Genomic DNA, 26731 nt, shown 5'->3' on the forward strand with positions numbered 1-26731 from the left:
GCGTCACATGCCTGTAAGTTTCACAAAATCATTTTTCTTGGGAAAGCGCAGCGTAAATGTGGTGCCCGCGCCGAGCGTCGAGCGCACCTCGATCTTGATCCGCAGCGCCTGGGCGACTTTTTGCGCCAGGTACAGTCCCATGCCTGTCGCAGCATGGTCGTGATGGTTGCGGGTAGAGGTAAAGCCTTTTTCAAAAATTCGCGGCACATCCTTGGGATCGATGCCTCGCCCGCAGTCCGTCACCTCCAGGATCACGTGTTCACCCTGCTGGTAGCTGCGAAGGACGATTTCGGAGGCGTCGCTGTATTTGACGGCATTGGTCAACAGTTGCCGGATGATGAAAGCCAGCCATTTGGCGTCGCTGACTACCCGTGCAGCCTCGATCGCGACTTCGAAGCCAATTCCTTTTTGGATGCACCAAGCCTGCAAGGTTTTGATTTCTTGATACAGCAATTGTTCGATGTCGACCGTCTCCATGTACAAATCGTTTTCCATAAACGGAATGCGCTTTTGGTGGAGCTGCTGGTCGAGCAACAGGTGAATCCGCAGCCACTCATAGGTCAACTGGGCTTTCATCTCCGGATCGTCGAGGCGGTCGATCATCAAATTCATTGCGGTCAGCGGCGTTTTCACCTCATGGATCCAGGACAGCAGCTCGTCTTTTTCCTGCTCGAGCATCAGCTGGTGGTAGGCAGCTTCCTGTTTCAGCTTTTCCGTTTGGCTGATGACGCTGTTTTCGATGATTTTTTCAAACGGGCTGTCGGCAGCGGCCAGACTCGACAGATCGAGGCTGTTTTCCCACTCTGTCAGGCTTTTGTAATACCTCGTTTCTTTCTGGTAGCGATAAAACAGGAAAAGCGAAAAGACGAGCAGCGACAAAAAGGAAATATAGGCAATCGACGAAAAGGGAATCGCGTGATCGATCAGCGCGATAAACAGGGTCAGCGACTGGAGCAGCACAAAGAGGAAGATCCAGCTTCGCCGTTCCCTAAGAAACGTCCTGATCATGGGGGAAAGCTCCCTTCAATCGCGATGTAGCCTTGCCCTACCTTGGTTTCGATGTAGCGTCCAAGGTCGATCTCGTCGAGCTTTTTGCGCAGGCGGTTGATGTTGACGGTCAAGGTGTTGTCGCTGACGAAGCGCTTGTCGTCCCACAAGCTGTTGATTAACGACTCGCGGCTGACGATCTTGTTTTTCCGCTCAATCAGCTTTTTTAAGATCAAGCTCTCGTTTTTGGTCAGTTCAATCGTCGTCTCGCCCAGTGTCACCGTGTTGCGCTCGTAGTCGATCGTGGCGCCGCACCACGTCTTCAGCTCGCTCTGCTCCGTGTTGTAGTCGTAGGCGCGGCGGAGAATTGCCTGGATTTTGGCAATCAGGACGTCAAAATGAAATGGCTTCTGGATAAAATCGTCGGCGCCAAATTGCATCGACATCACCATATCGGCAGGATGGTCGCGCGACGAGAGAAAAATGATCGGGACGTTGGAATGGGAGCGGATCATCCGGCACCAGTGAAACCCGTCGTACTGCGGGAGCTGGATGTCGATGATGACCAGGTCGGGCTTGACGGCCGCGAATTCTTCAAACACGTTGCGAAAATCGCTGACGCCATAGACGTCGTACGACCACTTCGTCAGCCGCTCCTTTATCTCCGTAAACAGCGTCGTATCGTCTTCAATCAAAAAGAGCTTGAACATGAGAACTCACCGTACCCCCTGAATGGAACCTGCATGGTTTCTTACCTAGTCAATACGATCCAGACTGCGATATGTAACAACGGGAGTAAAGCTCTCCTTAAAAAAGGGACCCTTTTTCATAAGGTCCCTCGTTGCCCGGAGCGGTATGAATACATCTTAGGCGGAAGCGCGAAGTTCGGCTCGTTGCTTGTGTTCATGTCTGCCGTGAAGGTGATTGACTCACTTTGCATCCACCTGTTCCAGTAAATTCGTGCGAATCACGCCCATGATGCGGATCGCTTCAAGCTGTTCCTGTTCGGAAATGCCACGCAGAATGTTTTGTTCAAACTGGTCGATCGTCACGCGCACTTCCTGGTACACCTGTCTGCCGAGTTCGGTAAGCTGGATTCTTTTTTCGCGTCTGTCCGCACTTGGCACTTGTTCGATCATGCCGAGCTCTTCCAGGCGATTCACGGTCCTGGTCACCGTCGGCTTCTCTACGCTCTGGTACTGGGACAGCTCCACGAGCGTCGCATTTCCGAAGTTGGACAAGTAGTATAAAACCGTCCATTGCGCCCGCTGTATCTGATGCGTGGCGAGCAATACGTTGAGCTGGTTTTCAAACGGACGGTACAGCATGATGAGCTGGTGAAAAAAGCGTTGAAAGGATTGGATACGGACCCCTCCTCGTCCTCGTTGTTGCAAAATAGTTAGCTAAGGTAACTATTTGACTGTAGCAGAAATTGCACAGAAAATCAATTGCATCGCCCTGCCATACAAGGAAAATAATAGGATGGAGTATATGCCGCGAAGAGGGGAAGATTTTGTTTGGAAGTTTTGACCACTGTCATCATTCTGCTGATCTGTCTGCTGGTTTCCAATATCATTAGCCACTACATTCCGTTTATCCCTACAGCACTTACGCAAATCGCTTTCGGGATTATTCTGGCTCTTCTGTTTGGCGAACTTTCCCTCCCGATTGAAACCCATCTGTTTTTGCTGCTGTTTGTGGCACCGCTGCTGTACAACGACGGGCGGCATTTTCCGCGGGAAGAATTGTGGCGGATGCGCGCGTCGATATTGGGCAATGCGGTCTTGCTCGTGTTGGTCACAACACTTGTCGGCGGGTATTTTATCCACTGGATGATCCCGACGATTCCGCTGGCTGCGGCTTTTGCCCTGGCCGCGATCTTGTCGCCGACCGATCCGGTAGCCGTGAACGGCATTGCCAAACGGATTCACATTCCGGAAAAGGTGCTGCATCTCGTCCGCGGAGAGTCGCTGATTAACGACGCATCGGGACTTGTCGCGTTCAACTATGCGATTGCGGCTGTCGTGACCGGGTACTTTTCGGTCTGGGAAGCGACCACCGACTTTTTCTACATGTTTGTTGCAGGCGCAGTGCTGGGTCTCGTGCTTGGGGTATTGATCACCTGGGTCCGGTTTACCCTGCGCAAACAGGGTATCAACGACGTCACCTTCCACTCGCTGCTGCAGCTGATCACGCCGTTTGTCATTTTCATCATTACGGAAGAGTGGTTTCACGCTTCCGGCGTCATTGCCGTTGTCGTGGGGGGAATCGTCCATACGCTGGTGCGCGAGCAGACGGAAACGATGGTCGCGGAAGAACAGGTGCTGACCGAAAATTTGTGGACGATCGTCCTCTACGTGCTAAATGGGGTCGTGTTCCTGCTGCTCGGGTTGAACATTCCTTCTTCGATGGTGGAGACGCTGGAAAGCCCGAACATGGAAAACTGGCTGATTATCGGGTTTGTCATTGCCATCGGGATCGTCATCCTGGGTATTCGTTTCGTATGGTCGTATCTTTTTTCACCCTCGGATGAAAAGCCCACGTTTGCCAATTCCCTGGTCGTCAGCCTGACCGGGGTTCGCGGCGCTGTGACGATGGCGGGGGTACTGTCGATTCCGCTCGTCGTCGCAAGCGGCGAAGCGTTTCCCGAACGCTCGCTGATTCTCTTCCTGGCTGCCGGCGTCATCCTGTTTACGCTTATCATCGCTACCGTATGCCTGCCCTTGGTAAGCAAGGGCGAAGCAGCAACAGAAGGAGAACCGCGGCAGACCGATGTGCAGGCGGCAAAGCAGCGCCTCCTGCAAGTGGCGATTCAGAAGCTCAGCAAAGAAACAGGCGAGTATTCGGAAGCGGTCGTATATGATTTGATCCGAACGTACAAACGCATGTCCCGCCGTATGCAGCCGGAACCGGAATCGCCGGAGCAGCAGCAAAAGGTACGGGAGATCCGTTTGCTGGCACTGAAGGCAGAGCGCAAGTACATACATGAATTGCTGGCACAACAAAAGATCGACGAAGAACTGTTTGTGTTGTTTGAAAACGCATTGGACTATCGCGAAGAAGCATTGTCTACAGACGCGCAGACGGGAGCGATCCACCTGATCGGCAAAATGGCGAGGGGCTGGATGCGTTTGATGGGGAAATTCCGCAAAGAAAAGACAGGAAGAGACGTCAACATAAGCGCCGGCAAGGACATTCAGCTGCAAGCATTGCAAGCCGCCCTGCATCGTCTGGAAGAGTACGGCAGAGCGCATGACCAGAAGCGGATCGTCGATGCCGTCATCCTGGAATACAGACGGATGATTGCCCATCTGGAGCATCCGACGGCAGGCTATCACGCCGAGCAGGAAGAACAAAAAGAAGAGCTGCGGCTCAAAGTAATGGATTTTCAGCGATCCGAGATTCGCAAGATGTTTGAATCGGGGGAGATTACGCGAGAGCAGGCGAAGGAATTGAGGAGGTTCGTCAACTCCATCGAGAGTGTCGCTTTGTTCGAGCATGCAGAGTAACGAGCGTACATGGAAAAGCGGCTGCTGCCGTAATCGTTCGGTATGCAGCCGCTGCTTTTGTTTTTAGCTTTCAGCCATGTGTGATTTGATCCGGCTCGGGAATTCGCGCGCTAATACTTTGCCCGATGGCGATGGAAGCGGTTGCGGCAGGCGACGGCGCATTGAGAATATGCGTTGAGCGGTCATTGGTCACGATCAGAAAATCATCGACCAGTTTCCCGTCCCTGGTCAATGCTTGTGCTCTCACTCCGTTTTCCGACTTGATCAGATCCTCTTCCCGCACTTCCGGGATTAGCCGTTGAAGACTTTGCACAAACACTTTTTTGCTAAACGAACGAATGATCTCCTTCAGGCCCTCGCTCATATTTTGCGAAGCGATCTTCCAAAAGGCCGGGTACGTCATAACCTCGGTTACATCCTTCAGATTAAAATCGGTCTTGCGATAACCTTCCCGCTTCAGGCTCAACACGGCATTGGGACCAGCGTGTACATGACCGTCAATCATCCGGGTAAAATGGACTCCCAGAAAAGGGAAGTTCGGGTTGGGCACGGGATAGATCAAATGTTTGACAAGATGGTGCTTCTCCGGCTTCAACTCGTAATACTCTCCGCGAAAAGGCACAATTTTCATATTGGTTTGCAAGCCTTGAAGAGAGGCAATCCGATCGCAATGCAAACCGGCACAATTGATCAAATAACGGGCGTCGATGGTCTTGTCCGAGCATTCGATCCGGACCCCGGAGCTGTTTTCCGAAATCGCTTCCACTTTGCTGTTTAGCAAAATCGTGCCGCCACGCTCCTGAATTTCCTTCGCCAGCGCTTCAGCGACCCGTTTGTAATTGACGATCCCGGCCGCTTTCACATGGATTGCTTTCAACCCGTTTGCATGCGGTTCGATCTCCTTGAGCTCATCTGCGCCAATCATCGAAATGTCCAGTTCATGTTCAAGACCACGTTTGTAGAGGTTCTCCAGCAGGGGAAGCTCTTGCTGTTCCGTGGCGACAATGACTTTTCCGCACATTTCATAGGGGATGCTGTGCTTTTCGCAAAACGCTCGCAGCAGATTGCCCCCCTCTTTGGAAAGTTGGGCTTTCAAGCTACCGGGCTTATAGTAGATGCCTGAGTGAATTACGCCACTGTTATGTCCGGTTTGGTGAAAAGCCAGCGTGCTCTCTTTTTCAAGGACTGCCACCCTTGCCTGTGGGTGTTTTTGCATCAGGGCATAGCCAGTGGAGAGTCCTACTATACCGCCGCCGATAATGACATAGTCGTACATGGTATCACCTTTCTAGTAAAGAGGTATGCTCATTCGCAATCAGGGAGAAACTTGTAATACAATTATAATGCAAATGTAATACAAATCAACGCAAATGAATAAATAATTTGAATATAGACAAAGTTGCATTTGTGCTGTATTCTAGGAAATACCTTGTTATATCAACACAAACAGAGAGTGGAGGAAATTCTTTTAGGTGGTGATGTTGATTTTTTGTAGTACAAGTTGTTATTACAAGTTATGGTGATGATCAATGGAAATTACACTTTTGTTTCCGGGATTCCCCGGGAGGTCAAGCAGAGGGTTTTTGGGATGGAGCAGTTGCGTACTTGTCCGCAAACCGGGCGAAAAACCGATTCTGTTTGATACGTTAGGTTTCAATGAGCGCTATGCCCTGCTGACGAGATTGCGAGAACTGGGAGTGGCCCCGGAAGAGATCGGTACGGTCCTGTTGAGTCATTTTCACTTTGATCACGCTGTCAACTACCCGCTCTTCCCCAATGCTACCTTTTATCTGCACGAAGAGGAAGTCCGTCATATCGAGGAAAACGGGAGGAAGGATTTGGCAGTACCGGTTGAGATGTTTCCCGCTTTGCGAGATTCCGGTCGGCTAGAACTCTTGTCCGGAGAATCCGGAACAGTCGAAGGCCTGAACTGGCTGCACACACCCGGACACACACCGGGCTTGTACTCGATTCTGGCAGAGTATCAGGGTGAAAAATGGGCGATTGTCTCCGATACGGTCAAAAACATCCAGGAGCTTTGCAGCGGGGATGTCTCAATGACATGGGATGACGCCAAAAGCAGGGAGAGTATCGACAAAATCAAACAATGGGCAGACATCGTGGTACCGGGACATGACCGTCTGTTGCGAGTGACGAGAATGGGACAAAATGTCGAGATTACGCCTGTAAATGAAAGCGTTTTAGACATTTTTGTTCCCTGGTTGGACGAGAAGTTTACATTAAAGCTGTAAGAAGGTGAGCCGACATGAACTTATTACAAGGTGCGATTGATATTCATGTACATTCCAGCCCAAGCATTTTTCCCCGTTCCGTAAATGACCTGGAGCTGGCCCAACAAGCAAAGGAAGCGGGAATGAGAGCGATTGTGCTGAAGGCACACGAGGAGTCGACCGTTTCGCGGGCGCAGCTGGTCAGCAAGGTAGTGGAGGGGATCGAGGTGTACGGGTCCCTGGTACTAAACGAGTATGTGGGCGGTCTGAATCCGTATGCTGTCGACATGGCCATCCAGCAAGGAGCCAAGCTGATCTGGATGCCTACCGGTTCAGCCAAGCACCATATCGACCACTACGGCGGAAAAAGCGATTATAAGGAGCAAAAGTCAACCATTCGCCTTTTGCCGCAAAAGGGTATCACTGTACTGTCGGAAGATGGAAGCCTGCTTCCGGTCGTGTATGACATACTCGATTTGATCAAGGGCAGCGGAGCTGTATTGGCGACGGGCCATCTCTCGCCGCTGGAAACCAAAATCCTCGTCGAAGCAGCAGTCTCGCGTGGGGTGGAAAAAGTGCTCGTTGCCCATCCTGACCTGAAAATCAACAAAATGGACCTCTCCCTCCAGTGCGAATTGGTGAAAATGGGAGCCTATGTAGAGAAGTCCATGCTGACACTCATGCCGCAGTGGAAGTCGATCGAGCCGGACGAGCTCGTTCAGGGAATACGTCAAATCGGGATCGGAAAATGCATTTTGCAAACCGATTTTGGACAAGCCAATCATCCTGTTCCGACTGAAGGGTACAGCCAGTTTATTCAAATTCTTCTGGAGCATGGCATTTCAGAAGCAGAAATCAAACAAATGGCATGTTCCAATCCGGCAGAGCTGCTTGGACTTGCGCCAAACTAGAGAGGGGAAGTGGAAGCAATGCAAACGCAAAAAGCATTACCTTGGTATAAAGAAGTCACCAAGGACCAATGGAAGGCATTAGTTGCAGCAGGTTCGGGCTGGGCTTTGGATGCGATGGACGTCATGCTCTATTCCATGATTCTCGTTCACGTCATGCACGACTTGCAAATGACCCAAACCACTGCAGGTTTTCTGGCGACGCTTACGTTGCTGAGTTCTGCGGTTGGGGGTATTTTATTCGGAATGGTGGCTGACCGCTATGGTCGGACAAAATCATTGATGATCAGTATTTTCGTGTACTCATTATTTACTTTTCTCTGTGGATTTTCCGAAACGGTAACACAGCTAGCCGTATTCCGTCTCTTGCTCGGACTTGGCATGGGTGGAGAATGGGTAGCCGGTGCTGCTCTGATTACGGAAACGTGGGACGCAAAGCATCGCGGAAAAGCGATGGGTCTGGTGCAAAGCGCCTGGGCGATCGGCTATGCGCTGGCAGCGGTTGTAGCAGGTGTGATCTCGCCTCTGTGGGGCTGGCGCGGAGTGTTCTTCTTCGGGATCGTTCCGGCGCTGGTAGCGATCTGGATTCGAAAAGGAACGAAGGAACCCGAAGTGTGGGAGAAAATGAAAGAGAATGCAGTGAAAAAAGAAAAGAGCAAGCCAAAGCTGGTAGAGTTGTTTTCCAGCAAGGTTATGCGCTGGACAATTCTCGGTGCTGCACTCAGCGTTTGCGCCCAATTTGGCTACTGGGGTTTGTTTACCTGGATTCCTACGTACCTGGGCTCGCCTGTTGAGCAGGGGGGTGCGGGACTCGACATTCTGAAATCGACGACGTGGATTGTCATCATGCAGACAGGTGCATGGTTTGGATACGTTTCATTCGGCTTTTTGGCAGACAAGATCGGACGCAGAAAAACATTTGTCCTCTTTTTCGGGTTGGCAGCCCTCCTGGTACCGTTTTACGGCCTGAGTGGCGACCCGACCTGGCTTCTGATCCTTGGACCGTTTGTCGCATTCTTTGGTTCCGGGTATTTTAGCGGATTCGGAGCGGTACTGGCCGAGTTGTTCCCGACAGAGATTCGCGCCACTGGGCAAGGTTTTTGCTACAACTTTGGTCGCGGCGTTGCGGCTACGGCGCCAACAGTTGTAGGGTTTATGGCGACGAGCATGGGCTTGGGAGCAGCCTTCGGGTTCCTCTCTATCTCCTTTGCGCTGGCAGCGATCCTCGTGTTGCTCTTCTTGCCGGAAACGCTGGGCAAGCAATTGAGCTGATCGACGGACAGAATACGAACGACCAGAAACAGGTAACGTACGGGAAAGTCCATGTTGGACCACAATCCAATAATGGACTTTTCTCTTTACTGGAATTGTTGAGGGAATTATCAGTAAGTTCCCGCGGTTTGCGTATATTTGTATTACAATATAGAACAATTTTAACGATTGTAAAATGAAGAATAGCTTGGTATTTCGCATAATGAATTGACTATCTCACCGTTATGGATTACAATTTGTATTACAAATATCCAATGAACGGAGAAAAAAGAATGACGAGAGCAAAACTGTCGCAAATCATATCCCGAGAATTGCTAGAGGCGATTGAAGCCGGAAAATATCCTCCTGGTTCCAAATTGCCGACAGAAAACGAGCTGGCAGCCCAGTTTGGTGTCAGCAGAATCCCGATACGGGAAGCGTTGAGTGTGCTTCGCGCAGCCGGCGTCATTACGTCGCGTCAAGGGGGAGGCAGCTTCGTCGAGGAAAGGGTCGGTAGTGGCATCCTGCATAATATTCACATTGAAAATGAAGATGCAGAATTGATCAAGCATTTGTTTGAGATGAGAAAGGTACTAGAGCCCGAAGCTGCTTTTCTTGCCGCCCAGCGACGAACCCCCGAACATCTGGAGAGAATGTGGAAAGCGCTCCGCTGGCTGGAAGAAGAGCTGGCCGATGAAAACAAAATTACGCTGGAAGCCGATTTGGAATTCCATCGATCCATGTTTTTGGCGACGCAAAACCCGGTCATGATTCAAGCGATGGAAAATTTGTCCTCTCTGTATGAGCGTGCATTGCACATTACGCTCCAACCTAACCTGGGATTGAAAGAGAAGAGAAAAGCTGTCTATAAAGAACACCATGATATCCTGTTGGCGATCGAGATGGAAGAGCCGGAATTGGCGAGAATACAGTGCGCTATCCATCTTAGGAACGTCGAGAAAAAGCTGAGCTTGTTCATGTAGCGGGGGGAAAGACAATGAAATCAATGACAGAGGCACAGATTGGCGCAATCAAGGCAATCGTCAAAACAGGAAAAGTGCTGACAGAAGAAGGCGATCGATTCAGCTACGCTTTTGATGCGTCGTTCGGAACGTATCTTCCGGATGTCGTCATCCAGACCAAAAACGTGGCAGAACTGGCCGAGTTGGTCAAACTGGCAAATCGTGAAAAGATCCCTGTATACCCCCGTGGGCAGGCAACCAGTTTGAGCGGAGGACCGCTTCCGGTCGACGGCGGCATGGTAATTGACCTGTCTGTGATGAACGACCTTTTGCAGATCGATGAGGAAGACCTGGTGGCGATTGTATCTCCGGGTGTATTGACTGCCGATATCCACAAAGCTGCGGAAGCAAAGGGACTGATGTATCCACCGGACCCTAGCAGTTCTCACGTATCGACGATTGGAGGAAACCTGGCTGAGAACTCGGGAGGGCCGCGCGGCTTGAAGTACGGCGTGACCAAAGACTACGTGATTGGACTGGAAGTGATTACGCCGCAGGGGGAGATCATCCAAACAGGAGGGAGAACGGTCAAAAACGTAACAGGCTACGATTTGACCAAGCTAATCGTTGGTTCGGAAGGTACGCTTGGGATCATCACCAAAGCGATTCTCCGTCTGATTCCGAAACCGCCCGCTTCTGAGACTGTCATGGCGATTTTTGATGACCTGGTTGACGCAGGCAAGGCAATCTCGCAAATTCTGACTTCGGGTATTCTCCCATCCAAGATGGAATTGATGGATCAGGCGTCGATGATTGCGGTGGAAAACTACCAGCCGTCTGGTCTCCCGCGGGATGCCGAAGCGTTGATTTTGATTGAATTGGATGGTCACCCGGTGGCTGTACGGGACGAAGCTGAGCAGGTAGCCAGAGTTTGTCAGGAGATCGGGGCGAGAGAAGTACGGGTACCGCAAACAAAGAAAGAAAAGGAAGATATGTGGAAGGCGAGAAAGTTGGTTTCACCAGCGATTGTACGGGTAAAGCCGACGAAGATTTCAGAGGATGCGACAGTGCCGCGCAGCAAAATCCCGGAGATGTGCCGCCGTTTGCAGGCGATCAAAGAAAAGTACAACATCCATCTGGTTGTATTCGGGCATGTCGGTGACGGGAATCTGCATCCGAATATCATTGCGGACAAATCCGACCGCGAAGAGATGGCCCGCGTGGAAAAGGCGGTTGCGGAAATCTTTGAAGCCGCTGTCGAGCTGGGCGGGACCTTGTCCGGCGAACACGGTATCGGACTGATGAAGGCACCGTTTATGGAAATGGAGCTGGGCGCGGTCGGTCTGGAAATGATGAAGCGGATCAAACAAGTATGGGATCCCCATAACATTATGAATCCGGGGAAAATATTTCCTGAGCCCGGGCAAAAGTTGGTGTTAAGCGAATGAACAATAATCTCGAGGCTTTACGTGCCGAACTCAATTACGACAAAACAAACAAGTGTGTACAATGCGGCTACTGTCTTCCCGCCTGCCCAACCTACATGACGATGGGGAAGGAGACCCATTCTCCGCGCGGTCGAATTAATTTGGTGAAAATGGCAGGAGAGGGCAAAATAACGGATCTTTCCGTGTTGGAGGAGCCGCTGGATTTATGTCTGGGCTGCCGGGCATGTGAAACGGTTTGTCCGACGGGTGTTGAATACGGAGCGATTTTGGAGTCTGCGCGCGCTGCCATTACCCGGCGCAAATCGTATTCTATCCCGCAAAAGGCGATGCGCAGCTTCCTGTTCAAAAAGGTATTCCCCAGTCGCAAAGCGATGAAGCTGCTCGGCAACGCCATGTGGATGTACGAAAAAAGCGGCGTTCAAAAGCTGGCCAGAAAAAGCGGTCTGATGAAGAAGATGCCTGTCCATATGGGCGAATTTGAAGCAATCGTACCGCCAGCGGTATCTCCTGGAGAGCGCTCCAGTCTTCCCCGCGTCACGCCAGCCAAGGGAGAGAAAAAGTACACCGTCGCTTTTTTTGTCGGCTGCGTAATGGACGCCATGTTCAGAAGGATCAATCAGCTTTCTGTGCAGCTTTTGGCTGAAGTCGGCTGCGAAGTGATCGTCATCGAGAATCAAACCTGCTGCGGCGCCCTCCACGCACATGCGGGAGAGTTGGATCAAAGCAAAGAACTCGCGAAAAGAAACATTCAGGCCTTTTCCCAAATTGAGGTTGATTTTATCGTAAACAACGCGGGTGGTTGTGGTGCGATGCTGGTGGAATACGACCACCTGCTGGCAGACGAACCGCAGTGGGCCGATCAGGCGAGAGCATTTACAGAGAAAACCAGAGACATCTCACAGGTACTGATGCTCTGTGGTGGTGTCACAGGAAAAGAAGGTCCGGCTGAGAGAGTCACCTATCAGCGTTCTTGCCATATGACCAACGTGCAAAAGGTGACAACAGAGCCAGTGCAACTGCTCAAAGGCCTGCCAAACGTAGAGCTGGTGGAGATGGCGGAAGCCGATATGTGCTGCGGATCAGCGGGAATTTACAACCTGGTGCAGTACGATGCTTCGATGGAAATCCTCGATCACAAGATGAAGCATGTCAAGGATACCGAAGCTGTCACCATTATCACTACCAATCCTGGCTGTCTTTTGCAAATGAAACTGGGTGTCGAACGCGAAAACCTGGCTGACCGTATGCGGGTTGTTCACCTTGTGGAATATTTGGGGCAACGGTGCGGCCTGACCGTATAAAGCATAAGACTTGCCAACTCCTCATTCGTGAGGAGTTTTTATTTTCTCTGCCAAATCCGCTTTCGCATGAACAGTCCGACACTCAGGACCGCCAGCAAGCCAATCACGGCATAGACGACGCTGGAGTAAATGGACATGTAGTCGAGCACTTCTTCCCACGAGGCACCGATCGCTGCTCCTGCGTAGACGAGAACAGTATTCCACAGAAGGGAGCCAAGTGTCGTAAGCACCAGAAATGTACCAAAGTTCATACGGACACTGCCGGCAGGAATGGAAATCAGACTTCTCACCAGCGGAACCAGGCGGCAGACGAACACGGCCCATGGCCCGTATTTGTGAAACCAGGCGTACGCTTTGTGGATGTCTTCATGGGTCAGGCGCAGGATGCGGCCATAGCGGGTGATCAGCTTCTCCATCCGCTTTTCTTCGAACCATGCACCAATCAGGTACAGTGCCACGGCTCCGAACAGCGATCCCAGAGTCGAGGCGATAATGACACCGACGATGCTCAATGTCGTATACGTGGTCATAAACCCGCCAAACGTCAAAATTACTTCAGAGGGAATGGGCGGGAACAAATTTTCGATTGCGATTAAAAGAAAAATGCCCAGGTAGCCAAACTCATCCATAAATGTCGTGATCCAGTTATCCATCAGCAAGTACACCTCGATCCAAGGGAAATCCTCAACATGTTAGTACGAATTGATCCCCGGGAATGATACAGGGATAGGCACGATTTTGCTCTTGGGCGCCGAAAAAGACAGTCAGACTCTATTATATAAAGAAAAAAGACCGAAGTAAAAAACGGTCTTTTTGCGTTTTGATTCGAAATGCGTACCTGACGGCATCGTTCTACTTCCTGGCTTCTTTCACTGCCGCTACGTCATAAGTGACGAGTTCACTGCCCAGGATCGGTGATTCTTTCGGCTCTGCACCTGGCTCGGGACGTTTGTGGGCTTCGCGAAAGGCGTCGCTTTCCCGCCAAACGGTAAAATCTGCGAGTGATTCCCAGTACATATTGACATTCACTTCATCGTGATCGTCCAGGTTTTGCCGCAGCAGCACCTCCACTTTGACAAATCCCTGGAAGCTGTCGAGCGGGCCTGGAGCGGTAAAACGGCCAGCCATGGCTTGGCCCATGCCTTTTTTTACCCGGATGCGATTCGTTACGACGACCATCGTGATCACTCCATTTCTTTCGGTACTCGTTTATTATACATGATTGCCAGAGAGAAGACATGTAAAAACCAAGGGATGGGAGGGGGAGAGCGGAAATGCAAACGCGCAGGATACGTATTGACAATAAACAAACAAACGGATAATATGTTTGTAAAATAACAAACGAAATATGGTTTTAGTTTGTTAATTAATAAACGATGATTGTGGGTGTTGGCAGATGGAACAATCTGATCTCTTTTGGAATGCCTCGATTGAGGAATTGAAGCAGGGCTATATCGAGCAAGCGGACTCCTATGTTTGTCTGCTGTGCGGAGAACAGGTAGAAAAGGGCGTCATTTATCCGCATGCGGGGACTTTGTACGAAGCGGAGCGGTACATGCGCATCCACATCGCAGATGCGCATCATTCCGTATTCGACTATCTGATCGGGCTGGACAAGAAGCTGACAGGTCTGACCGATCACCAGAGCAATCTGCTTCGCCTGTTTTTCCAGGGCAAAAGCGACGCAGAGGTGCAGAAGGAGCTGGGCATCGGCAGCGCCTCGACGATCAGGCACCATCGTTTTGCACTCAAAGAAAGGGAGCGACAGGCCCGGCTTTTTTTGACGATGATGGAGCTGCTCAAGGAAAGAGACAAACATGCCCCGTCCTTCGTCCCGTTGCACAAGACTGCCACGATGGTCGATGATCGGTACAACGTCACCCAGGACGAGCAGGAGCGGATCGTCGCCAAGCATTTTCCTGACGGGCCGGATGGACGTCTGGCCAAGTTTCCGCTGAAGCAAAAACAAAAACTCATCGTCCTGCGGGAAATCGCCAAACGGATCGAGAGCGACCGCGTGTACACGGAGAAGGAAATCAACGAGGTGCTGAAAGCCGTGTACGAGGACTACGTGACGATTCGCAGGTATTTGATCGATTACGGCTTTATCGACCGCAAGCCGGATGGCAGCCAGTACTGGTTGAAACAATAGATTGTGGGAAAGCAGGGATTATCAGATGGACCGTAAAAAAGAACTGAAACAGTTATACAAGGAAACCCCCGTGGAAGCGGGTGTGTATCAGATCAGAAACACCGAGAATAACAAGATTTTTGTGGGCAGCACACGAAATTTGAAGACGTTGAACGGCTTGCGCTTTTCGCTGGAGGCCGGGATGAGCGTCTACAAGGGGTTGCAGCAAGAATGGAACCGCTATGGGAAAGATGCGTTTGCGTTCGAAGTGCTGGAAGTCCTGGAGAAGAAGAAGGACCCTTATTTTGACGAGAAGCGCGAACTGGAAAAATTGGAGGCTAAGTGGCTGGAGCGCTTGCAGCCGTATGGAGAGCGCGGCTACAACCATGAGTAGCGAAAAACAGTCAGTCGTCCGTGCGATGGTGTTGTTTCTCGTGCCTGTCGTGTTATCCAGTGTGCTGCAATCGCTGGGACAAGTGTTCGGGGCGGTCGTGGTGGGGCAAACACTGGGCGTAGACTCGCTTGCGGCCATTTCAGCCTTTTTTCCGCTGTACTTTTTTCTCGTTTCGTTTGCCATCGGGATCGGGTCGGGCAGCTCGATTTTGATCGGGCAAGCATACGGCGGCGGTCATCTTTTGAAGGTTAAGGAAGTGGTGGGAATCACCCTGGCTTTTACAAGTCTCGTCTCGGTGGTTCTCGCCTGTCTGGGAACGGTATTCGCAGAGCGCATCCTCTTTTGGATGGGCACGCCGGAAAACATCCTGGATGCAAGCGCCGTGTATGCCCGCATCCTGTTTGCCACGCTGCCAATTACGTATTTGTACATCGTCTACACCACCTTGTTGCGCGGCGTAGGGGATTCGAAGACGCCTTTCTACTTTTTGATTGTGAGTACAGCGATCAACCTGATTCTCTTGCCCGTCCTGATTTTTGGGTGGTTCGGGCTGCCTGCCTTGCACCTGAACGGGGCCGCGTATGCTTCTGTATGTGCCGGATTGTTTACATTGGCACTTTTGCTTCTGTATCTGCACAAGAAAAAACACGCATTGATGCTGGATGCGCGCGTGTTCAGGCATTTTCGCCTTGAGGGAGCGGTACTGAAAAATCTCGTCCGCCTGGCGATTCCGACGAGTATCAGCATGGTGGCGCTCTCCATGTCCGAAATTGCCGTGCTCACTTTTGTCAATGAGTACGGCTCGAATGCGACGGCTGCGTACGGCGTCGTCAACCAGATTGCGAGCTACGTGATGATACCGGGGATGAGCATTTCGATTGCGGTGTCGGTGTTCGTGGCCCAATCGATCGGGTCGGGGAATCATGCAGCGCTCAAACAGATTACGAAAACGGGGATTGCGCTAAACTACCTCTTTGGCGGAGCGGTCATTTTGTTGATCTGTGTATCGGCTGACCCGATTTTGCGCATGTTTGTGGATCACAGAGAGACATTGGAGATTGCCCGCAGCTTGATACTGCTTTCGTTTTGGGGCTATGTGTTTATGGGACATACGATGACGATTTCCGCGACCATGCGAGCGACGGGAACCGTCCTGTGGCCGACGATTTTTACCATCTCCAGCATTTGGGTCGTGCAGGTGCCGGTAGCGTATGTTCTTTCGCAGATGACACCGCTTGGACTGCACGGAGTCTGGATCGCTTATCCGATCGCCTTTTTGTTCAATCTCGCCGTTCAGTCCGTCTATTACCGCTGTGCCTGGAAGAAAAAAACGCATCAGGTCCTGGTGCCCGAATAATTAGACAGGGTGTCCCACACCGCAGTTGCCTGCGTGATGGACACCCTGTTTTTGCTGCGTATCGAAGTTTTTCTCGATGACAAATAACGAAATGATTACTTCGCAGCGGTTACGCGCAGTTGTTCGTTTTGTTTCAGCAGGTTCGAGATTTTAAGCAGCGGTTTTTTATCTTTACCTGAGAAGGTCGGTTTTGCTGGATACAAGTGAATTCCTCCTTTCAGCTGGGATACATGCAAAGCCAGCATAGCATTTGCCACAAATTACCGTCAATTTGTTTTAGCAGCGCAAATAGGAAAGCAATCGGGAAAAGTCGGTAGCGTAGACATGTTCCGGGCCGTGGTACCCGTCCCGATGTTCGACGATGCTGGCAAACTTGGCGTACAGGCGGTTGAGGTAGGCGTTTTCGGTCTGGGCGAAAAACCTCACTTCTTTTACCGCGCTGTTTTCTTCGCGAATGTGTGCCGCCAGCCGGCGAAATCCATGAAAAAACGTACGGCTGCTGCGGTACGGCTCGGCTAAGATAACGGAGTTGATAAAGGCGACCTCTCCCCGGGGATCGGGCAAAAGCTCTTCATTCAGGTATTGGTAGTGAATCCAGCCGATCGTACGGCCTGCCTCGTCCTCGAGCAGAATGACCAGGGAGTCAGGAAGTGTCTCCAGCATCATCGCGAGCACGTCTACCAGTCTGAACAGGCTGTTGAAGTCGGAGCGCTGCCGGATAAAGGCAAGTGTAAACTGCGCCAAATCCGCATCGGTTGTACAGCTTCGAAAGCGGGGGAGCATACGGGCACCTCTCCTTTTACTGTTTTCTCGCTTGCAGTGTCCGTCTGACGTGAGCGTCGATCTCCGGGTACCTGGACAGGATGTAATCCAGCGATTCGCGCTGAAGCGTCAAAAATACGCACGGTGTCATCGCGGAAACGGTAGCGGTGCGCGGAATCTGCTCCAGCAGGGCGATCTCGCCGAAGTGATCGCCATCCTCCAATACCGCCAAACGCACATGTCCGGCATCGGAGTCGGGGACCGTTTTGGTGACCTCCACCCTGCCGCGGGCGATAACGTAAAACGTATCGCCAGCCTCGCCTTCGCGGATGACGGGCGTTCCGGCCGCACACGTCTTCGTGTGAAAAAGCCCGGCAATTTCTTGCAGGACGGCAGGCTCGATACCGTGGAAAAAGGGGAGTCGGGACAGCCGCTCGTGGTCGATTTCCACTTCCTTTCCGCTCTCCTTGAACGTGAAGCCGCTCTGCTTGTCCCACAGCTTTTTGTAGAACCCATCCTCTTGAAGCAATTGCGCATGCGTGCCACTCTCTACTACCTGCCCCTGATCGAAGACAAAGATGCAATCTGCATCAGTGATTGAGGCGAGGCGATGCGTTACGGAGAGTACCGTCCGGTCACGGGACAGCTTGGCAAAGGTGCGGATAATCGCATCTTCCGCCAACGGATCGAGAGCCGATGTCGCCTCGTCGAGCAGCAATATCGCAGGATCGCGCAAAATCGCCCGGGCGATGGCAATACGTTGGCGCTGACCGCCGGAAAAATTCGTCCCTTCATCCAGCACCTGCGTGTGGTAGCCGTCCGGCAGGCTGCTGACAAAGTCGTGGATTTCTGCCTGTTTCGCCGCGTCGACGACTTCCTCCAGGGTAGCATCCGGCTTGCTTACACGGATATTGTCCAGAAGCGTGCCGCGAAACAGAAAATTGTGCTGAAATACGACGCCGATCTGTTTTCGATAGAGGCTTCGGTTTACGGCTTGCAGCGGGACGCCGTTGATCCGGATTTCGCCGTCCTCCGGTTCGTACAGGCCGAGCAGCAGCTGCACCATCGTACTTTTCCCGGACCCGCTCGCGCCGACAAAGGCAACCGAGGAGCCGGCAGGAATGGACAGGCTTACCTGCCTGAGCACCGGGCGATCCGGGTGATAGCCAAACGTGACTTGCTTCGCTGCGATGTTTGGCCGCCTAGATTCCAAGCCGGCCGAATCAGTGCCGCCCGCTGCCTCCTCCGGTTCGCGGTAGAGCCGGTTGATTCTCTCCATGCTGACCAACGCCTCCGTGAGTGCGGGCAGGGCGAACGTCAGGTTGAAGACGGAATTGCCCATAGAGGTGTACATCGTAAAGAAAGCGACGAGCGTTCCCAGCGTAATATGCCCTTGCATCGCCAGGTAAGAGCCGAAGCCGATGATGGTGAAGTTGATGGCCAGCAGGCTGATCATCGGGATGCGCTCCAGTTGGGCTCCCATCACATTCCGCTTGTAGCTGCTGACAAAAAGAATGTTCAGCCGCTCCTGGAATTTGTGGATGATCGCTTGCTGAAGATGGAAGCCTTTGATCACATTTTGCGCCTTGGCGGCCTCCAGCACGTCACCGGTCATCTCCGTCAGCTTCTCTTTGTAATCGGCAGCCACGTTTTGTGCCCGTTTGCGCAGCAGGTAGGGCCCGATGAAAATGACTGCGGCGCCCACCAGGATCAGGAGAGCCATGCTCCATTGCAAATAGAACAGGACCGATGCCGTAATCGTCACGACGACAAGAGACTGGATGCCGGTAGTCAAAATGACCGTCATCGCGCGCTCGATCGTCGGGAGATCGAGCGAAAAGTAGGCGACGAGATCGGAAGGATTCGTTTTCTGAAAAAAACCGATATGCAGCCGCTGCATGTGGACAAACAGCTTTTTTTGCAAGTCTGTCTGAATCCGCGCATTCAGGCGGGAGAGCACGTAGTCGCTGATAATTCCCGCGACAAGTCCGATGACGCCGAAGACGACGAGCACCGTTATGATCAAAAAGAATGCGTCGAAGTCCTTTGGTTCGATAGCATGGTCAATCAGAAACTGGAAACTGAGAGGAGCGAGCGAGACGAACAGAAGGTCCAGCAGCAAGGTGAAAAAAAACAGACAGGCTAACAGTTTGTACGGGCGCATGTAGCCGAACATTTGCTTGAGAACGGTCAGCAAAACAGCACCTCCTTCTATGCGGGATTAGACATTGTCGTAGCGAAAACGTGCCGCATAATCCTTCCAGGCCGCAAAGGAGGAGCGATACTCATCGATTCTGCCGAAGACAGTATCGACGCTGGAAGAGAGGGTGGCCATTTTGCCAAACAGCGTACGACAGTCGTCGTCTGCCGGAGCCCAGAACCGGAATTCCTTCACCGGTTCATCCAGCGACTCGATGTACTCGATGAGAAACTGCAGACCGCGCAAAAACAGGCGGGTATTGCGGTAAGGTTCGGAAATAAAAGCGATTTGCACTTGCACAATGTCTTTGTCCTGATAGTTGTTTTCCCCTGTCCCATAAATATAGGAGAAAGCGGCCACCGGCTCTTCCTCTTCGTTTAAGGCGAGAATCGCTTCCCGCTCCAGCAAGATCGGACTCGCCAGAAAGCTCAGCGAGACGGAAAACGGGTACGGCAGACGCAGTTGCTCGTAGTTCTCCAGAAGAAAGACGATGTATTTCTGTTGGTAGGATTCGGTGGAGCAGACGGAAAAATAGGTATACATAGTAGGTCTCCTGCTTCCTCTTTCTCGTTTTCCATGAAAACGAAAGCGATAGTGGAATCTTGGAAAATCATATCTTATTTTGGTAGGCGGGTAAATATGCGTGGTAGAGAAGAAGGAAAAAGTATCAGCATTGTCGAAAAACCAAGACTTTATAACCACCATCTTTTTGCGCAAGTCCGCTGGACGAACCGAATTTTGCAGGCAAAAACTATCCAAATGGCTGCCGCTTTTGCCGATACAAAGGATGACGAGCTTTTTTTAAGCAATCGGTCACTCGAAAAAACCGAGAGCATATCGCTGCCATCGATGAATGCCTCGTGAGCTTTGGTAACTATGACAGCTTGTCTGAACCCCTTATGACGAACCCCACGAACAGCGCAAGCACGTATTGTGTTTTGCCATTCAGGTAGCTGGCAGACTTGCCAATCCACTTTTCCTGCCACATCACTCGAACAAATCCAGGAACTCATTATGCAAAAAGAGGCACTCGCCGTAAACCCGCACATTTTCCTTGCCAGAATGTGCTGACTGCTTGCAGCGAGAGCAGGACATTTACCCGTGCTGAGGAGTCGGGCATGAATTAGCAGTGGAAGCGCTTCAGTACGAACGAGAACTGGCGATGCGAAGTGACGCACTGCCTGTCGTCACTGTGCATGCACCCGTGGACACAAGGAAGGCTTTGTTGCAGGCAGACATGTTCGCGCGACTGCCGTTTACTGGCGTCCAGACTTCGCCGTACGAGAGATATTCAGATGAGAAAAAAGGGAGAGGCGCGAAACATGAACCCGATAAGCCCGTTTGACTTGCTGTTGATTGCGCATTTGATTGGAGATTACCTGCTACAGACGGAATGGATGGCGAAGTACAAGGCAGAGAGATGGGCCCCTTTATTGGCGCATTGTACGGTGTACACACTGGTCATCGGCCTTGTCTCGTATCTGTTTATTCCGGCAGGACTGTCCTGGTGGGCGATCGGCCTGGTCTTTGTTTCCCACGTCTTCCTGGATCGGCGCGGTTTCGTCGCCTTCTGGTACAGACGGGTGATGCGGGTCACGGATGAACGGAACAAATGGCTGATGATCGTCGTGGACCAGAGCTTTCATTTGATTGTTTTGGCTGTGGCACTGGGGATCTCGCAATGAACCGTCAGATGCGAAAATTTGTCGCACTAGCCAACCTGTCGCTTTTGCTGCTTTCTCTGGCTGTTTTTTTCACGGATTCCTTGCGGGTGTTGAGTCGGGCGCTATACGACTTTAACCAGCGGAGCACGATGTCGCACGCTCCCCATGAAGATATTATCGTGATCGACATCGACCAGGAGTCGCTGGATGTAATCGGTACTTTCCCGTGGTCGCGCGACGTCTACATTCCCTTGCTGGAGCAGATCAAAAGCGCGAAAGTGGTCGCTTTTGACATCATGTTTACGACGCAAAGCGCGGACCCGTCGATCGACCAGGCATTTGCCGAAGAGCTTGCCAAGCACGACAATGTCATCATCCCTGCATTCGCCGAACTGGAGAACTTCTTCAACAAGACGACAACGGTTGGAGCGGGCGAACTGGTAAAGGGGCAGGCTTTGTACAAGTCGATCCCGGAGATTTCTTCAGCAGCCCATACCGCTCATATCAATGCGGTGATTGACGAGGATGCCACGATTCGTCGCACCTGGCTGATGCTGGATACCCCGGAAGGCACGATACCTTCGCTCGGCTACAAGGTGGCTGACATGTACGGTGCCGATGTGCAGCATTTTTTGCAGGACAACCCGCAGACCGAACTGCATATCAAGTTCAACAGTTCGACCCGGGACTTCCTGAACATTCCGTTTTACATGGTCGCAAGCGGTGAGGTTCCGCCTGAAACCTTCACCGACCGGATCGTCCTCATCGGAATGGCTGCGGCAAGCGACGATGCCAAAGCTACACCTGTGGACAACAACATGTACCTCGTGTACGCCCATGCCAATATCGTCGACCAGTTGCTGAAGAATGAAAAAATCATTGTCGCAGGCGATATGCTTGTCCTGATTCTGATGCTTGCAGTCATCGCGCTCGCGATCTGGTTTACCTGGCGGAGCCGGGCAATCACCGGCATTTTGCTCCTCTTTGCGTCGACAGCGGTGCTGCTCGTCGGGCAGTGGCTGATGTATTCGCGCACTTCCGTCTATCTGGACGTCGTATACCTGCTCGTCGGCTTGTGGCTGGCCTATCTCGTCAATCTCGCGGGCAAGACGTATTTTGAAGCAAAACAAAAGCAGTTCATCACCAGGCAGTTTGGCCGTTACCTGTCGCCCGAGCTGGTGCAGCAGATCGCCAAAAATCATGTAGAAGTGCCTGTAGGCGGGGTCAAAAAGGAGCTGACGATCCTGTTTCTCGACATTCGCGGCTTTACGCCTTTGTCCGAAACGCTCAAGCCGGAGGAGATCGTCGATTTTCTCAACACGATGTTCGACATGACAACAAACTGTGTGCTGGCGAACAAAGGAACGATCGACAAGTTCATCGGCGATGCGGCGATGGTGCTGTTCAATGCTCCACTGGACGTGCCCGACCATGCGTACCATGCCGTGAAAACGGCGTGCGAGATTCAGGCCGGGATGAAACGCGTACAGGCGGATATTCGGCAGAAATACGGCGTAGACGTAAGCGTCGGCATCGGGATCAACACCGGGGAAGTAGTCGTGGGCAATATCGGCTCTTACTTGCGGGTCGACTATACGGCTATCGGTGACGCAGTCAATACAGCGGCGCGGATCGAGTCCATTGCGCAGGCCAATCAGATTTTGGTGGCGGAGGAGACGTATTTGCGGACCCGCGAGCAGTTTTCCTATCGGGAAGTCGGTGACAAGATGGTGAAAGGAAAAAGCGCTGCAATCCGGCTGTACGAAGTAGATTCGGGTGAATGGAAAGAAAATGGGGAGGTGTAGAACATGGAAATACGAACGACCAGCTCTCGTCTGCTGGTAAACGGGATTGCCATGCTGTTCGCGGCATGCTTTTTGATGCTGGCTATCGCTGCGCCTGTGTACGCTGACACGGCACGAGTCGCGAAGGTGGAGAAGGTGACTGGCACCGTCAACGTCAAGAAGGCAGGAGGAACCAAAGCGTACAAGGCGTTTGCGGGAATGAGCCTGAACAAAGGGGACCAGATCAGTACAGGACCAGCCTCTAGCGTGATTCTTTCGATTGTCGACCATGAGGATGAGATAACCATGGGCGAGAATACGGAAATTTACCTGTCCCAATTGCAGGAGGCTGTCGGCGGCAAGCAAACCGGCATACAGGTAGCGTCAGGCTCAGCCTACGTCAAAGTAAAGTCGTTGACCAACCAGACTGATCAATTTCACGTCGAGACACCGACGGCGATTATGGGTGTTCGCGGGACGCAATTCCTGTTTACCTTTGATCCCACTACGGGGAGAAGCGGTGTCGTAGTAGCGTCTGGTGTAGTAGAGGTGCATCCTTCGGGCGGTGCAATCGCCCCGGTACAGCCCTTGATGCAAGGAACATTCTTTGGAAGGCAGGGAGAGTTACCGCCGGAGTCGTCTGTTTCCGCGATCCTGCCGGAGGATTTCCTGAAACATGCATCATCTGACACTATAGAGGCGATTCTTCGCAACAAGGAAACGATGGATCAGGAAAACGAAGACATGATCGCCAAGCTAAAGCAGGAATTCGCGAACAATCGAGAGACGGGGAGCAATCCGCCGGGTGTGGAAGTAACAGAAGATATAGAGAGATATGCGAGGAATATAGAGTCGTTTCTCTCTTCGCTGCTCAGGGAAGCGATGAACGACGGCAAACTGAGCCCGCAGCAAGTAGAAGAAATAGTGAGGAGGGCAGAGAGTGATCCATCGGCGGGGCTAATTGACCTCGATCGATCTGTAAACTGGCCTGAGCCTGTACTGAACGAGCGTTTAAACGAACAACGGCGGATCGAGGAAATGCGACGGCAGCGGGAAGAGGAAGTGCAGCGGAAAAGAGAGCAGCAGCGAAACCAGGCGGAATCGCAGCGAAACGATATTATGCAAAGGGTAGAGGAACAGCGGAAAAAGCTGGAACAGGAAAATAGAGAGGCAGCGCAAAGAGCGCAAGAAAGGGCTAGACAAGCGTTACTAGAGAGAACGGGTTCTGACCCTAATTCCATTGAAGGTGCCAGAGGACCTGCTTCCGGCGGTTCCGGCGGCTCTGGTTCCGGCGGTTCCGGTTCTGGCGGTTCCGGTGGTCGACAAGACGAAAAAGAGGATCGCACAAGGGTCGTGGAGGTAGACGATCTTTCCGTAACCATTGAAGTAGATTCTGCTTACACTCTGCCACGCTTGATCCCGGCAAAGCTAAACGACGGCAGCACGGGGCAGACGCCGGTATCATGGATTCCGTCCCAAATCGACACGAGCCAGACTGGACGTTTCCAGGCTGTAGGCAGGGTAGCGGGCTATGATCAAACGGTGCTGCTCACGGTGCAGATCTATCGTCCTCTCGGCAAGCCGGTCAAGGTGAAACAAGGCCCGATGGAGTTTGCGAACGGTTTCGTGCTGGATGTAGGAACAAATGCAGTTCCTGCAGAGGCGACAGTAACGGTCCGCGAGACGCAGCCGGCTTCGCCGGGCACGGGATTGACACCAGCAGGGTTGGTACTGGATTTTGCCTTTTCTGGCATCGAGCTGACCAGTCCGGTGACCTTGTCGTATCCGCTTCAAGGCGGGAGAAACTCTGATGATGTCGGCGTTTTCTACAAAAAAAGCGACAGTGAATGGGAGCATGTGAAAGACACTGTCATCCAGAATGGCAGGGCAATCGCACGGGTTGGGCATTTCTCCACCTATGGCGTCTATCATGCTGCTCAGGCGCCTGTCGTAAACGCTGATCCGGCAGGAGGTCTCGTCAATCCGAATACTGCGGTACATCTGAATGCTCCCGGGGCGGCGACAGTCTACTACAGCCAGGGAGGGCGATTCAATCGCTACAATCCTGCAAATCCGCCTGTGATTGCGGACGGAAGAGAGATTGAAGCATATGCGGTTGCTGCCAACATGAGGGATAGTGAGACGACAAAATGGACGTATACGACTGCCAGTGCAAGCGTGGAGGATAGCCAAACGATCTTGCTGTCTTTTACGAGTCCGATACGCAGCGGTTCCGGTTCCGGGGTTGTTTTGGAAAATGGACGCTCGTACCGTTTTTCCATCGTCTCTGACAACGACTCGCAGCAATTGGCGATTGCGAATGGCTCCCAGGTCGGCTCGACGTCACTGCGACTCACGCTGCAAACTGACACGGCTTTGATGCCGCAAAATTCATTTGTCGTGATGTTCGTTGATGAGTCTGGAAATCTAGCAGCGCAGACGAATTCGTTTCTATTGGGCATCATTCCGCCCCCCGAACCTGAGCCACAGCCCGAACCTCAGCCGGACCCGAAAGTGGAGCTGCAGGTAAGCGTTGACGGTCCCAGCGTATTTGTAGAATGGAGTGCAGTACGCGGTGCTGTCTATTATGAAATCTGCTTGTTTGGCGGAGGACAGGAAAGATGCACCACGGTAATGGCGGAAGAAGAATTGTCGGCCTTATTCAGCGAAGTGTCCAATCCAGGCGAGTATCACGCAGTCGTCAACGCCGTAGACAGGAATGGCAATATTCTGGCCAGCGGCGGAAAGACATTTGAGGTAAGAAGTCCAAACCTGTTTTACCCGGATGTAATGGTTGATGGTAACTCGGTCTCGATCTACTGGGAGGCAGTACCGGGTGCTGTCGAATATGAAGTATGCCTGTATGGCGACGGTCAGTCGGGTTGTGACTGGATTCAGGACGATGGCCCAATGATCTGGCATTATGTGTATTCTCTGACCCCAGGGGAAGAGTATTCTTTCGATATTTACGCATACGACGAAAACGAGATGGTCATTGCAAGCGGTCAAGGAGCGTTTTCCATCGACGCGCTGGAGGAAATACCGATCGAGATTGCCGACGTGACGGCAAATGCCATATCGATTGTGTGGATGTACGATGCTTCGTTCAGCGGAGAATTCCGCCTGCTGCTCAACCGCGAGGAAGTAGGCTACGTCGACTCGGATCGGACGAAGGAGTTTACATTCGGCGATCTGGAGCCGAATACGCAGTATGTGATCGCGGTATCGGCCTGGCCTGTGGGTGCAGACTATCCGATCGCACTTGGTCAGTTGACACAGGCTACAGCGGGTTCACCGACACCGGAGAGCATGGATGTAGGCGTAGCCGAAATTGCCGCTGATCAAGCCTTGATTGAATGGGAATTGGTAACCGGTGCTGTGAAATACATCATCGATCTGGATGATGAGACAGTAGCGACGATACCAGGGGATGGGCAAAGAACCCATCGGCTTGCCTCCCTGGTGCCGGACACCGCCTACGAGGTAGTGGTTCGTGCGTATGACAGCAACGATAAGCTCATCGCGCAAGGGGAGTCTGCGTTTCGGACGAAGACCGAACAGGTGAATCTCACTTTGGCAGTAGAAGAGGTGGGGGAGACCACGATTTCCATATCGTGGTCCTACTCCGATCCTTCCGTCGGGACGTATCGAGTGTCCTTGAATGGAACGGAAGTAGCGAATGTTCCAGGTGGGGATACGCAATACACATTTACGGATTTGCAGCCTGACACGGAATATGAGGTACAGGTACAGGCGATGCCTGTAGAAGCAGGATCGCCACTCGCCTCTGACCAAAAAACGGTAAAAACCGCGCCTCCAAGCGCTTAATACGACGAAAACAA

The 26731-nt window shown here is 52.1% G+C and carries 23 protein-coding genes; 14 read left to right on the plus strand and 9 right to left on the minus strand.

Annotation, left to right across the window (positions count from 1 at the left end; all coding sequences use genetic code 11):
* Positions 1-3: 3 nt before the first annotated feature.
* The 3 genes from ACAF76_RS00420 to ACAF76_RS00430 all read right to left on the minus strand — a co-directional run bounded on the left by ACAF76_RS00420 (position 4) and on the right by ACAF76_RS00430 (position 2315).
* Positions 4-1008 carry a sensor histidine kinase gene (locus ACAF76_RS00420; RefSeq protein WP_400164425.1) on the minus strand — a complete coding sequence of 335 codons (1005 nt, stop codon included), beginning with the start codon at positions 1006-1008 and terminating at the stop codon, positions 4-6.
* The gene (locus tag ACAF76_RS00425; protein ID WP_400164424.1) at positions 1005-1697 is read right to left on the minus strand and encodes a response regulator; all 693 of its coding nucleotides are present in this window, start codon (positions 1695-1697) and stop codon (positions 1005-1007) included. The genes ACAF76_RS00420 and ACAF76_RS00425 overlap by 4 nt, the downstream gene beginning before the upstream one ends.
* A gap of 219 nt (positions 1698-1916) precedes the next feature.
* Positions 1917-2315: a MarR family winged helix-turn-helix transcriptional regulator gene (locus ACAF76_RS00430; RefSeq protein WP_400164423.1), complete on the minus strand. Its 399-nt coding sequence runs from the start codon at positions 2313-2315 to the stop codon at positions 1917-1919.
* A gap of 189 nt (positions 2316-2504) precedes the next feature.
* On the opposite strand from ACAF76_RS00430, the gene ACAF76_RS00435 reads away from it, so the two are divergent.
* Complete coding sequence (locus tag ACAF76_RS00435) at positions 2505-4496, plus strand: Na+/H+ antiporter (RefSeq protein WP_400164422.1); 1992 nt, start codon at positions 2505-2507, stop codon at positions 4494-4496.
* Positions 4497-4566: 70 nt separating this feature from the next.
* Here the strand turns inward: ACAF76_RS00435 and lhgO are convergent, their stop codons facing one another.
* The gene (lhgO, locus tag ACAF76_RS00440) at positions 4567-5772 is read right to left on the minus strand and encodes an L-2-hydroxyglutarate oxidase (protein ID WP_400164421.1); all 1206 of its coding nucleotides are present in this window, start codon (positions 5770-5772) and stop codon (positions 4567-4569) included.
* 307 nt (positions 5773-6079) lie between these two features.
* Here lhgO and ACAF76_RS00445 point away from each other — a divergent pair, with 307 nt between their 5' ends.
* The 6 genes from ACAF76_RS00445 to ACAF76_RS00470 all read left to right on the plus strand — a co-directional run bounded on the left by ACAF76_RS00445 (position 6080) and on the right by ACAF76_RS00470 (position 12597).
* Positions 6080-6748 carry an MBL fold metallo-hydrolase gene (locus ACAF76_RS00445; RefSeq protein ID WP_400164420.1) on the plus strand — a complete coding sequence of 223 codons (669 nt, stop codon included), beginning with the start codon at positions 6080-6082 and terminating at the stop codon, positions 6746-6748.
* Between the two features lie 14 nt (positions 6749-6762).
* Positions 6763-7638, plus strand: a complete 876-nt coding sequence (locus tag ACAF76_RS00450; RefSeq protein WP_400164419.1) for a DUF6282 family protein — start codon at positions 6763-6765, stop codon at positions 7636-7638.
* 18 nt (positions 7639-7656) lie between these two features.
* Positions 7657-8907 carry an MFS transporter gene (locus tag ACAF76_RS00455; protein ID WP_400164418.1) on the plus strand — a complete coding sequence of 417 codons (1251 nt, stop codon included), beginning with the start codon at positions 7657-7659 and terminating at the stop codon, positions 8905-8907.
* A gap of 272 nt (positions 8908-9179) precedes the next feature.
* Positions 9180-9869, plus strand: coding sequence for a FadR/GntR family transcriptional regulator (locus ACAF76_RS00460; protein WP_400164417.1), 690 nt, complete (start codon positions 9180-9182; stop codon positions 9867-9869).
* Positions 9870-9892: 23 nt separating this feature from the next.
* On the plus strand, positions 9893-11296 hold the full coding sequence (locus ACAF76_RS00465) for an FAD-binding oxidoreductase (protein ID WP_400164505.1): 1404 nt from the start codon (positions 9893-9895) through the stop codon (positions 11294-11296).
* Positions 11293-12597 (plus strand): (Fe-S)-binding protein, encoded by a 1305-nt coding sequence (locus ACAF76_RS00470; protein ID WP_400164416.1) that lies wholly within the window; start codon positions 11293-11295, stop codon positions 12595-12597. Before ACAF76_RS00465 ends, ACAF76_RS00470 begins: the two co-directional genes overlap by 4 nt.
* A 38-nt stretch (positions 12598-12635) precedes the next feature.
* Here ACAF76_RS00470 and ACAF76_RS00475 read toward each other — a convergent pair whose 3' ends face one another.
* Both ACAF76_RS00475 and ACAF76_RS00480 read right to left on the minus strand, forming a co-directional pair.
* Positions 12636-13250 carry a DedA family protein gene (locus ACAF76_RS00475; protein ID WP_400164415.1) on the minus strand — a complete coding sequence of 205 codons (615 nt, stop codon included), beginning with the start codon at positions 13248-13250 and terminating at the stop codon, positions 12636-12638.
* Between the two features lie 199 nt (positions 13251-13449).
* Complete coding sequence (locus ACAF76_RS00480) at positions 13450-13776, minus strand: heme oxygenase (RefSeq protein WP_400164414.1); 327 nt, start codon at positions 13774-13776, stop codon at positions 13450-13452.
* A 217-nt stretch (positions 13777-13993) separates the two neighbouring features.
* Between ACAF76_RS00480 and ACAF76_RS00485 the strand changes: the two genes are divergently transcribed.
* Genes ACAF76_RS00485 through ACAF76_RS00495 form a run of 3 tightly spaced genes read left to right on the plus strand, consistent with a single transcriptional unit; the run spans position 13994 to position 16479 of the window.
* Positions 13994-14749, plus strand: coding sequence for a DUF2087 domain-containing protein (locus ACAF76_RS00485; protein WP_400164413.1), 756 nt, complete (start codon positions 13994-13996; stop codon positions 14747-14749).
* Positions 14750-14774: 25 nt separating this feature from the next.
* Positions 14775-15122: a GIY-YIG nuclease family protein gene (locus tag ACAF76_RS00490; protein ID WP_400164412.1), complete on the plus strand. Its 348-nt coding sequence runs from the start codon at positions 14775-14777 to the stop codon at positions 15120-15122.
* Positions 15115-16479, plus strand: coding sequence for an MATE family efflux transporter (locus ACAF76_RS00495; protein WP_400164411.1), 1365 nt, complete (start codon positions 15115-15117; stop codon positions 16477-16479). The genes ACAF76_RS00490 and ACAF76_RS00495 overlap by 8 nt, the downstream gene beginning before the upstream one ends.
* 276 nt (positions 16480-16755) lie before the next feature.
* On the opposite strand, the gene ACAF76_RS00500 is transcribed toward ACAF76_RS00495, so the two are convergent.
* Genes ACAF76_RS00500 through ACAF76_RS00510 form a run of 3 tightly spaced genes read right to left on the minus strand, consistent with a single transcriptional unit; the run spans position 16756 to position 19984 of the window.
* A complete protein-coding gene (locus tag ACAF76_RS00500) occupies positions 16756-17262 on the minus strand; it encodes a GNAT family N-acetyltransferase (RefSeq protein WP_400164410.1) in 507 nt (168 codons plus the stop codon).
* Positions 17263-17278: 16 nt separating this feature from the next.
* A complete protein-coding gene (locus tag ACAF76_RS00505) occupies positions 17279-19438 on the minus strand; it encodes an ABC transporter transmembrane domain-containing protein (RefSeq protein WP_400164409.1) in 2160 nt (719 codons plus the stop codon).
* A 24-nt stretch (positions 19439-19462) separates the two neighbouring features.
* Positions 19463-19984: a hypothetical protein gene (locus ACAF76_RS00510; RefSeq protein WP_400164408.1), complete on the minus strand. Its 522-nt coding sequence runs from the start codon at positions 19982-19984 to the stop codon at positions 19463-19465.
* Positions 19985-20080: 96 nt separating this feature from the next.
* Here ACAF76_RS00510 and ACAF76_RS00515 point away from each other — a divergent pair, with 96 nt between their 5' ends.
* The 4 genes from ACAF76_RS00515 to ACAF76_RS00530 all read left to right on the plus strand — a co-directional run bounded on the left by ACAF76_RS00515 (position 20081) and on the right by ACAF76_RS00530 (position 26717).
* Positions 20081-20305, plus strand: a complete 225-nt coding sequence (locus ACAF76_RS00515; protein ID WP_400164407.1) for a hypothetical protein — start codon at positions 20081-20083, stop codon at positions 20303-20305.
* Between the two features lie 458 nt (positions 20306-20763).
* On the plus strand, positions 20764-21126 hold the full coding sequence (locus ACAF76_RS00520) for a DUF3307 domain-containing protein (RefSeq protein WP_400164406.1): 363 nt from the start codon (positions 20764-20766) through the stop codon (positions 21124-21126).
* Positions 21123-22910 carry a CHASE2 domain-containing protein gene (locus tag ACAF76_RS00525; protein WP_400164405.1) on the plus strand — a complete coding sequence of 596 codons (1788 nt, stop codon included), beginning with the start codon at positions 21123-21125 and terminating at the stop codon, positions 22908-22910. The genes ACAF76_RS00520 and ACAF76_RS00525 overlap by 4 nt, the downstream gene beginning before the upstream one ends.
* A gap of 3 nt (positions 22911-22913) precedes the next feature.
* Positions 22914-26717: a fibronectin type III domain-containing protein gene (locus tag ACAF76_RS00530; protein ID WP_400164404.1), complete on the plus strand. Its 3804-nt coding sequence runs from the start codon at positions 22914-22916 to the stop codon at positions 26715-26717.
* The last annotated feature ends 14 nt before the right edge of the window (positions 26718-26731 follow it).

The organism is Brevibacillus sp. TJ4 (genome assembly GCF_044627595.2).
Taxonomy (GTDB): domain Bacteria; phylum Bacillota; class Bacilli; order Brevibacillales; family Brevibacillaceae; genus Brevibacillus.

What these genes read in the sequence shown, in the direction of transcription:
- ACAF76_RS00475 (WP_400164415.1), bottom strand. Translation starts at nt 13,250, where the DNA reads ATGGATAACTGGATCACGACATTTATGGATGAGTTTGGCTACCTGGGC.
- ACAF76_RS00465 (WP_400164505.1), top strand. Translation starts at nt 9,893, where the DNA reads ATGACAGAGGCACAGATTGGCGCAATCAAGGCAATCGTCAAAACAGGA.
- ACAF76_RS00490 (WP_400164412.1), top strand. Translation starts at nt 14,775, where the DNA reads ATGGACCGTAAAAAAGAACTGAAACAGTTATACAAGGAAACCCCCGTG.
- ACAF76_RS00480 (WP_400164414.1), bottom strand. Translation starts at nt 13,776, where the DNA reads ATGGTCGTCGTAACGAATCGCATCCGGGTAAAAAAAGGCATGGGCCAA.
- lhgO (WP_400164421.1), bottom strand. Translation starts at nt 5,772, where the DNA reads ATGTACGACTATGTCATTATCGGCGGCGGTATAGTAGGACTCTCCACT.
- ACAF76_RS00455 (WP_400164418.1), top strand. Translation starts at nt 7,657, where the DNA reads ATGCAAACGCAAAAAGCATTACCTTGGTATAAAGAAGTCACCAAGGAC.
- ACAF76_RS00500 (WP_400164410.1), bottom strand. Translation starts at nt 17,262, where the DNA reads ATGCTCCCCCGCTTTCGAAGCTGTACAACCGATGCGGATTTGGCGCAG.
- ACAF76_RS00525 (WP_400164405.1), top strand. Translation starts at nt 21,123, where the DNA reads ATGAACCGTCAGATGCGAAAATTTGTCGCACTAGCCAACCTGTCGCTT.
- ACAF76_RS00425 (WP_400164424.1), bottom strand. Translation starts at nt 1,697, where the DNA reads ATGTTCAAGCTCTTTTTGATTGAAGACGATACGACGCTGTTTACGGAG.
- ACAF76_RS00515 (WP_400164407.1), top strand. Translation starts at nt 20,081, where the DNA reads ATGCGTGGTAGAGAAGAAGGAAAAAGTATCAGCATTGTCGAAAAACCA.
- ACAF76_RS00520 (WP_400164406.1), top strand. Translation starts at nt 20,764, where the DNA reads ATGAACCCGATAAGCCCGTTTGACTTGCTGTTGATTGCGCATTTGATT.
- ACAF76_RS00460 (WP_400164417.1), top strand. Translation starts at nt 9,180, where the DNA reads ATGACGAGAGCAAAACTGTCGCAAATCATATCCCGAGAATTGCTAGAG.
- ACAF76_RS00530 (WP_400164404.1), top strand. Translation starts at nt 22,914, where the DNA reads ATGGAAATACGAACGACCAGCTCTCGTCTGCTGGTAAACGGGATTGCC.
- ACAF76_RS00485 (WP_400164413.1), top strand. Translation starts at nt 13,994, where the DNA reads ATGGAACAATCTGATCTCTTTTGGAATGCCTCGATTGAGGAATTGAAG.
- ACAF76_RS00510 (WP_400164408.1), bottom strand. Translation starts at nt 19,984, where the DNA reads ATGTATACCTATTTTTCCGTCTGCTCCACCGAATCCTACCAACAGAAA.
- ACAF76_RS00450 (WP_400164419.1), top strand. Translation starts at nt 6,763, where the DNA reads ATGAACTTATTACAAGGTGCGATTGATATTCATGTACATTCCAGCCCA.
- ACAF76_RS00470 (WP_400164416.1), top strand. Translation starts at nt 11,293, where the DNA reads ATGAACAATAATCTCGAGGCTTTACGTGCCGAACTCAATTACGACAAA.
- ACAF76_RS00420 (WP_400164425.1), bottom strand. Translation starts at nt 1,008, where the DNA reads ATGATCAGGACGTTTCTTAGGGAACGGCGAAGCTGGATCTTCCTCTTT.
- ACAF76_RS00495 (WP_400164411.1), top strand. Translation starts at nt 15,115, where the DNA reads ATGAGTAGCGAAAAACAGTCAGTCGTCCGTGCGATGGTGTTGTTTCTC.
- ACAF76_RS00430 (WP_400164423.1), bottom strand. Translation starts at nt 2,315, where the DNA reads ATGCTGTACCGTCCGTTTGAAAACCAGCTCAACGTATTGCTCGCCACG.